General features: G+C 41.7%; 5 protein-coding genes. All 5 read right to left on the bottom strand.

What is annotated here, in order from left to right; genetic code table 11:
- A partial coding sequence (locus LD39_RS07025) for a NusA N-terminal domain-containing protein (RefSeq protein WP_035544490.1) occupies positions 1-681 on the bottom strand: 681 nt, incomplete at its 3' end.
- 14 nt (positions 682-695) lie between these two features.
- On the bottom strand, positions 696-1,169 hold the full coding sequence (rimP, locus tag LD39_RS07020) for a ribosome maturation factor RimP (protein ID WP_035544487.1): 474 nt from the start codon (positions 1,167-1,169) through the stop codon (positions 696-698).
- A gap of 376 nt (positions 1,170-1,545) precedes the next feature.
- The gene (locus LD39_RS07015; RefSeq protein WP_035544486.1) at positions 1,546-5,838 is read right to left on the bottom strand and encodes a PolC-type DNA polymerase III; all 4,293 of its coding nucleotides are present in this window, start codon (positions 5,836-5,838) and stop codon (positions 1,546-1,548) included.
- A 95-nt stretch (positions 5,839-5,933) separates the two neighbouring features.
- Positions 5,934-7,637 (bottom strand): proline--tRNA ligase, encoded by a 1,704-nt coding sequence (locus LD39_RS07010; protein ID WP_035544483.1) that lies wholly within the window; start codon positions 7,635-7,637, stop codon positions 5,934-5,936.
- Between the two features lie 90 nt (positions 7,638-7,727).
- Positions 7,728-8,524 (bottom strand): RIP metalloprotease RseP (gene rseP / locus LD39_RS07005; RefSeq protein WP_035544480.1); only part of this gene is annotated, 797 nt, incomplete at its 5' end.

Here is an 8,524-nt window from a genome sequence, read left to right as displayed (position 1 = left end):
GCGAGCCACAGACATTACTTCTACCGTCCCATCATAAATTTCAGGGACTTCCATTTCAAACAACCGCTTTAAAAGTCCTGGATGAGTACGTGATACATAAATGTGTGGACCTTTGTTGCTGTTTTCAACTTTTGTAACAAAGACTTTCAAACGATCGTGAACTTCATATGTCTCTGTTGGCATCTGTTCCCCTTCAGGTAGTCTTGCCTCAATCTTTCCTAAGTTCACATAAACAAACCTCGGATCTTTACGTTGAATGATTCCAGTCATGACATCCTCTTCACGGTCAACATACTCCCCATATATAATTCCTCGCTCAGCTTCACGTACTCGTTGTGTAACCACTTGTTTTGCAGCTTGAGCAGCGATTCTTCCGAAGTCCATTGGTGTTACTTCGACTTCAATAACATCTTCGACTTCGTAATTTGGAGCTACTTCTTTTGCTTCTTCCAGAGAAATTTCCTGTTGAGGATCCATTACCTCTTCAACAATCGTTTTTCTAGCGAATACCTTCATGCTTCCTTCATCTTCATTGATATCCACACGAACATTTGTCGCTGAATTGAAGTTCTTCTTATATGCACTGATCAGCGCTGCTTCCAGAGCTTCCAATAACAAATTTTTGTCGATGCCTTTTTCCTTTTCTAAATAATCCATGGCATCAAATAGTTCACTACTCAACAGTTTTCTCCCCCTTAGTTAAACGTGACAGCTAGATTAGCTTTCGCAATTTTATTGTAAGGAACTTCGAGTTGTTTTGTACGTGTTTTAATTTTAATCTCGACAACAGCTGTTTCATTTTCAAAAGAAACGAGCGTTCCTTCAAATTCTTTCTCACCATCAATTGGTTCATAAAGTTTCATATATACGTGCTCACCCACGTACTTTTCAAAATCGTTTTGTGTTTTCAAAGGTCTTTCTGCCCCTGGTGAGGAAACTTCTAAGAAATAAGGAATTTCTATCGGGTCTTCTTCATCCAGCTTTTCACTCAGCTGTTCGGAAACTTGACCACATTCCTCGATGTCCACCCCACCTGGCTTATCAATGAATACACGCAAATACCAATTGCTTCCTTCATGCTTGTACTCGATATCAACAAGCTCCAAATTCATTTCATCCAATATAGGTTGAACCATTTTCTCAGTAACGGCAATGACATGATTACTCATGCTCTTCCCTCCTTTTTTACGATTTTCTCCATTTATTCGTAGTTTTAGTATGACATCCATTTGAAGTTTTCAGTTAAGTATTCTCCAGCAGAGGGATTTTGTTAAGCCGAGAGTCCAAGAGAAACCGCTATGACAAGAATCATAGCGGTTAGGTCCCTTGGCCATTGAGGCCTCTCATGAATCAACGTTTCTCGACAAACGCAGCGTAGAATATGACGAAAGAGTGGGTTGCCCCACTCTTTCATCCTTTCGTATCGCTCTTGTCACCATAAAAAATATACCATAGTTGCTTTAATTATGCAACAAATGAAAAACGCAAACGGCCCTTAGACAGAGCTTAAGCTTACTATCGAAAGAAATTCAAACATTCTATGCGCTAGAAGAGGGACAATTGGTTCTCATCTGGCATGCCTTCTAAGCAACCGAAGTTATCGAGGTACTCTAAGACAGTTTTAGAAATTCGGCTTCTTTCTCTTAAATCCTGTTTAGAAAGGAACTCTCCTTCTTCGCGTGCCTTGACAATATTGATTGCGGCGTTTGTCCCAAGTCCATCCACAGCGTTAAATGGAGGAATCAATGCATTTCCTTCTACAAGGAAGTCAGTTGCACTGGACTCATATAGATCGACATTTTTAAATCTGTATCCACGCTCACACATTTCAAGCGATAGTTCCAGAACGGTCATTAAGTTTTTTTCCTTCGGAGTAGCGTCAAGACCCTTGGATTGGATCTCTTCCAAACGACGACGAATAGCATCAGAACCTTTCACCATCGTATCTAACTCAAAGTCTCCTGCTCTTACAGTGAAATAAGCAGCATAAAAGTAAATTGGATAGTGAACTTTGAAATAAGCAATTCGTACAGCCATCAATACATAAGCGGCAGCGTGTGCTTTAGGGAACATGTATTTGATTTTTTTACAAGAATCAATATACCAATCCGGCACACCATGCTTTTTCATCTCTTCAATCCACTCATCTTGAAGCCCACGGCCTTTCCGTACAAACTCCATGATTTTAAACGCGAGCGACGGTTCTAAGCCTTTGTGAAGCAGATAAACCATGATATCGTCACGACATCCGATAACTTCCGGCAACGTACAGATTCCATCATTGATTAATTGATCCGCATTTCCCAACCACACGTCTGTTCCGTGAGATAACCCGGAAATGATGACGAGTTCAGCGAACGTACTCGGTTTTGTGTCTTCGAGCATCTGTCTTACGAAACGCGTTCCAAATTCCGGCACACCCAGAGTCCCTGTTTTACACATAATCTGGTCTGCCGTGACACCTAGAGCTTCCGGTCCGCTGAAAATCTTCATAACCTCAGGGTCATCTACTGGAATCTCCTTTTGGTCTATGCCACTTAAATCCTGTAGCATCCTGATAACGGTTGGATCATCGTGCCCCAGAATATCTAATTTCAGCAAGTTATCGTGAATGGAGTGGAAGTCAAAGTGAGTCGTCCGCCACTCAGATTTAATATCATCTGCAGGGAATTGTATCGGAGAGAAATCATAAATCTCCATATCATCTGGAACTACAATGATTCCTCCTGGGTGTTGACCAGTAGTCCTTTTAACCCCTGTACATCCCTGGACTAAGCGGTCTATTTCTGCGTTTTTATATTGCAGCTGGCGATCTCCAGCATAGCCTTTGACGTATCCGTAAGCGGTTTTCTCTGCAATGGTACCGATCGTACCTGCACGAAATACATTGTCTTCTCCAAATAACGCTTTCGTGTAATTGTGAGCTCTCGGTTGATATTCTCCCGAGAAGTTCAAGTCAATATCCGGTACCTTGTCTCCTTTAAAACCTAGGAACGTTTCAAATGGAATGTCCTGGCCATCTTTCTTAAGTGCTGTTCCACACTCCGGACAGTCTTTTTCTTTCAGATCGAAGCCACTTCCCACTGATCCATCATCAAAAAATTCATAGTATTGACAGGACGGACAAACATAGTGCGGTGGTAAGGGATTGACTTCTGTAATATCCGTCATGGTAGCAACAAAGGAAGACCCGACGGATCCCCTAGACCCCACCAGATATCCATCTTCAAGTGATTTTGTGACGAGTTTTTGGGAGATCAGGTAGATGACGGCGAACCCATGCCCGATAATACTATCCAGTTCTTTTTCCAATCGTTTTTCGACAAGCTCTGGAAGTGAATCACCATAGATGCTTTTCGCCTTATTGTAGGACATCTCCCTGATTTCCTGATCAGCTCCTTCGATATTCGGCGTGAAGAGATCCTCTTTTACTGGAGTAACTTCACCGATCTGATCGGCAACCTTGTGCGTGTTAGTAACGACAAGTTCCTTTGCTTTATCTTTTCCGAGAAAAGAAAGCTCCTCAATCATTTCATTTGTTGTCTTGAAATGGACTTTCGGCAGCGTCTGACGATTCAAAGGGTTCCCATTTTGGGAAGAAATAAGGATTTGTCTGTATTGGCGCTCGTGCTCTTCAACATAGTGTGTATTCCCCGTAGCGACTACAGTTTTGCCTAACCGCTCTCCCATCGCTACCAATCGTTTTAGAATGTCATAAATTTGAGCTTCGTTTTGGACAAGATCTTTTTCTATCAAGTGATAATAATTGCCTGGTGGTTGAATTTCTATATAATCATAGAATTCAGCCACTTTTTCGGCTTCTTCTTCTGATTTTTGCATCATTGTTTCAAATACTTCACCTTTATCGCACCCAGAGCCGATCAAAATCCCTTCTCTCAGCTTACTTAACCTTGAACGAGGGATTCTTGGCACACGATAAAAGTAATTCACATGGGACTCAGATACCAATTTATACATATTTTTCAGCCCTGCACTACTGGTTGCTAATAATGTACAGTGTGAAGGACGAGAACGCTGATAGGCTTTACCTTCTCCCATGTAATCATTAAGATTTTTATGATTAGTAATCCCACGCTCAATAGCCTTTTTCAACAATTTCCATAATAAATAACCTGTTGCCTCTGCATCATAAATCGCCCGGTGGTGCTGAGTCAGTTCAATATCGAACTTTTTACACAGAGTATTCAAGCGGTGATTCTTAAGCTCTGGAACAAGAAGGCGAGCAAGTTCCAGTGTATCGATTACCGGATTGGCAGCTTTCCCATAGTCTATCAATTTAAACCCAGCGTTCAAGAACCCCATATCGAAACTAGCGTTATGGGCTACGAGAATATCGTTTTCCATCCACTTATGAAAATCTTTTAAAACTTCTTCGATTTCTGGAGCGTCTTTTACCATGTCATCGGTAATCCCTGTAAGATCGATCGTTGTTTGTGATAATGGCTGGTGAGGATTTGCAAAGGATTCAAAACGGTCAATAATCTCTCCGCCCTTCACCTTTACAGCCGCCAACTCAATAATCTTGTCGTAAACAGCTGATAAACCTGTAGTTTCCACGTCAAAGACAACATAAACGTCATCTTCCAATACACGGTCCTGTTCTTCATAGGCAATCGGAACACCATCATCGACTAAGTTGGCCTCTAATCCATAAATGACTTTTATGCCATTCTTCTCCCCCGCAGAGTGAGCTTCGGGATAAGCTTGTGCTACAGCATGATCAGTAATTGCAATGGCTTGGTGTCCCCAATCAGCTGCTTTGCTGATCAGTCTTGAGGCAGATACAGGCGCGTCCATCTGGCTCATCGTTGTATGAGCATGCAGCTCGATTCTTTTTTCTCCTTCTGGTGCATCATCCATTCGAAGCTTCGGCTTGATTTCGTTAATGTCATTCGCCATCATCGTAAGCTCATTCGTGAAGTTATCCGTTTGAATACCACCTCGCGCTTTAATCCACATACCTTTTTTCACATGCTTAAACATTTCTGCATGATCATCTCCGCGAGAAAACATTTTAATAGAGAAAGAATCTGTATAGTCTGTTACTTTTAAAAGCAACAAGTTTCTGCCTGATCTTAGTTCTTTCACTTCTACATCAAAAATGTATCCTTGGACGACTTTTCGGCGTTCTTCCTCTTCAATCGTTTCCATCGGTTCAGGATCCTCTTGAATTTTATAACCAATTTCAAGCGGTCCTTTCGGTTTGTCGTCTTCTTCTTTTTTAGCTCTTTCCTCTTGTTGTTTTACAGCTTGCTGAACAAGAACCTTATCTTCTTTTTGTCTTTCTTCCTGGAATTTTTTAATCTGTTCCTGCTCTTCTTTCACCTGAGTGGAAAGCATGAACGCTGGTAATCCTACTTGAGCACAAAAGTGATGAAGAGGTTCTTCTAATTTTTTCTTAACAGCATGACTCTCCGCTAAATTACGGCAAGTTAACATAATCTTATTTCCGTTAACTTCTGGTTTTTGCTCCATAAGAAGATCTTTATAGCTTGGAGTCAAGTTCGTCATCGTTTTAATAAAACCTTGCCAATACTCCTCTACTTCTTCAGGAGTCAATGCTTTATTACTTGTTTCAATCGTCCAGTTCACTTCGGCAATGGACCGAAATGTGGACGTAAGCTTTGCTGTAAACAACTCATACACAGACGGCGGCAATGGCTTTGGGAATAGAAAATGAAAATGCCATTGTTTCTTTTCTTTGAAAACAGTTAATTTCTGCATGCTGCTGTCTTTAAAATGAGGTTCAATCAGATCATGGGGGAACTGGATTTGTTCCAACAAATAATGCATTTTTTCCTGATTGCTTACACCCAATGTGATTCCTCCTCTTGTTATCTAAATCATCTGCTCATGAATATACCCTTGCCTATTTTCATTATAGCAAGGGTATTTCATCTATGGTTCAAAAATTAGGCTTGGTACCAATTCTTCACGTAGTCTACAATGGCTGCGTGATCCTTATCTTCCTGTTCGCCTGAAGAACGTTCTTTTACCTCGACGATACCTTCAGATGCTCGCTTACCTACTGTAATGCGTAATGGAACACCAAACAAATCACTGTCGGCGAATTTTACGCCAGCTCGTTCTTTCCGGTCATCATACAATACATCAATCCCAGCAGCTTGCAGCGTTTCATATAATCGATCTGCTAACTCTTTCTGCTCTTCTTTTTTCGGGTTAAGAGAAAGAAGGTGAACTTGGAAAGGGGCTATGTTCGCAGGCCATGTGATCCCTCGATCATCATGATACTGCTCCACGATAGCTGCCAATGTTCTGGAAACTCCGATACCGTAAGATCCCATGATCATCGTCTTCGCTTTTCCTTGGTCGTTCAAGAAAGTGGCATTCATTTTTTCGGAATAAAATTCTCCTAACTTGAACACATGTCCAACTTCAATCCCTCTTGCGAATACGATGGAACCTTCACCATCTGGTGACGGATCCCCTTCTTGGATAAAGCGCAAGTCAGCGTATTGCTTCACATCAAAATCTCTACCAGGTGTGGCGTTAGTATAGTGATATCCTTCTTCGTTTGCACCACAGGAAACATTGACTAATGCTTCAACGGCAAGGTCTGCTACAACATCGACCACATCGGTAACGTTGACCGGGCCAAGTGAACCAAACCCTGCTCCAATCAAACGCCTAGTATCCTCTTCACTAGCTAACTCAACAATACCTGCATCATATAAATTCTTCAATTTTACATCGTTAACTTCATGGTCTCCACGAGTTATAACCATAACAAACTGTTCATCAACCTTAAAGAGAATGGATTTAAGGCCTTTATGGAGTTCATGACCTAAGTAATCAGCCACATCTTTCATCGTCTTCTGATCAGGCGTCGCTACTTTTTCCATTTCTTTAGGCTCTTCTGTTGATTTTTCATAATCTCCTACAACAGGAGCCATTTCAATATTAGCTGCGTAGCGAGAGGTATCAGAATATGCGATCACATCCTCACCTACTTCAGAAAGAACCATAAATTCATGTGTATCTTTACCACCCATAGCTCCTGAATCAGCAATAACAGCTCGGAAATTCAATCCGCAGCGGCGGAAAACATTAGAATAAGCATCGAACATTTTTTGATAGGTTTCATCAAGACTTTCGTAAGACTCATTGAAAGAATAAGCATCTTTCATTAAAAACTCACGTCCTCTTAATAAACCAAAACGGGGTCTTGCTTCATCACGGAATTTGTTTTGAATTTGGAAGACCGTTAACGGAAGCTGCTTATAACTTTTCACTTCATTACGAACAAGGCTTGTGATGACCTCTTCATGAGTGGCTCCCAAGGCGAATTCACGTTGATGACGGTCATTAATCCGCATCAACTCTGAGCCGAAGGTCGTCCAGCGCCCTGTTTCCTTCCACAATTCCGATGGCTCTAGTGCAGGCATGATCATTTCGTGAGCACCGATCTTCTCCATTTCTTCACGAACGATATTTTCCACTTTACTTAAGACTCTACGACCGATAGGAAGAAAACTGTAAATGCCAGAAGCAATTTGGCGTATGTAACCAGCACGAACGAGGAGCTGGTGACTTTTTATTTCTGCATCAGCAGGATTCTCTTTCAGCGTAGGAATTAACATTTGACTTTGTTTCATATACAAGCACCTCAGTTCATTCAATATTTAATAAAACAAGCCGGAAGCCTAGGGAGAGCTGTTGTCTCAATCGGCTTCCAGCCCAATCTTTTACAAGAATAGTCGTTGGATATCGTTCCATGTAACAACTAGCATCAATAACATGAGTAATGCAAATCCAATAAAGTGGACGATCCCTTCTTTTTGAGGATCGATCGGCTTCCCGCGAACTCCTTCAAGTCCGACGAACAATAATCGGCCACCATCAAGAGCTGGCAATGGAAGTAAGTTGACAATTCCTAAGTTGATACTAAGGATTGCCGTCCACATCATAAAGTTTGTAAATCCGGTTTGAACCACTTGATCAGTTGCATCATAAATCCCGACAGGACCTGAGAGCATATCTAGTGAAAATTGTCCGGTGACAAGCTTACCTAAATTCGTAAGAATCAATGCAGACCATTCATACGTCTGAGTAAAACCGAACGTCAATTTTTTGACGAAAGAATCCTCAAATGCTCGAGCAACACCGACCTGTCCTATGGTTCGATCACGGTCCTCTATAGAGGCAGGAGTCACTTGGATTTGCTCCGTTTGACCATTACGTTCAACCGTCAATGTAATTTCTTTATCCGGATGATCCTGAACAATCATTGTGAATTCTTCCCAAGAACTGACCGATTCACCATCAATCGCTACTACTTCATCCCCTGCCATCAGACCAGATTTTTCAGCGGGGGAATTTTCTTGGATTTCACCTAATTTCGCTTCATCAGCGGGCACCCCCTGAATAAAGCCGAGGATCATAAATAACACGATAGCTAATACGAAATTCATCAAAGGTCCTGCAAACAACTGCATGGCACGCTGAGGAACAGACTTCGAAGCAAACTGCCGATCGTAAGGAG

This window comes from Halobacillus sp. BBL2006 (assembly GCF_000786645.1).
Lineage (GTDB): Bacteria > Bacillota > Bacilli > Bacillales > Halobacillaceae > Halobacillus.
Note: the sequence above shows the minus strand (reverse complement) of the source record. Positions and strands in the feature narration are given on the sequence as shown.

What these genes read in the sequence shown, in the direction of transcription:
- LD39_RS07010 (WP_035544483.1), bottom strand. Translation starts at nt 7,637, where the DNA reads ATGAAACAAAGTCAAATGTTAATTCCTACGCTGAAAGAGAATCCTGCT.
- rimP (WP_035544487.1), bottom strand. Translation starts at nt 1,169, where the DNA reads ATGAGTAATCATGTCATTGCCGTTACTGAGAAAATGGTTCAACCTATA.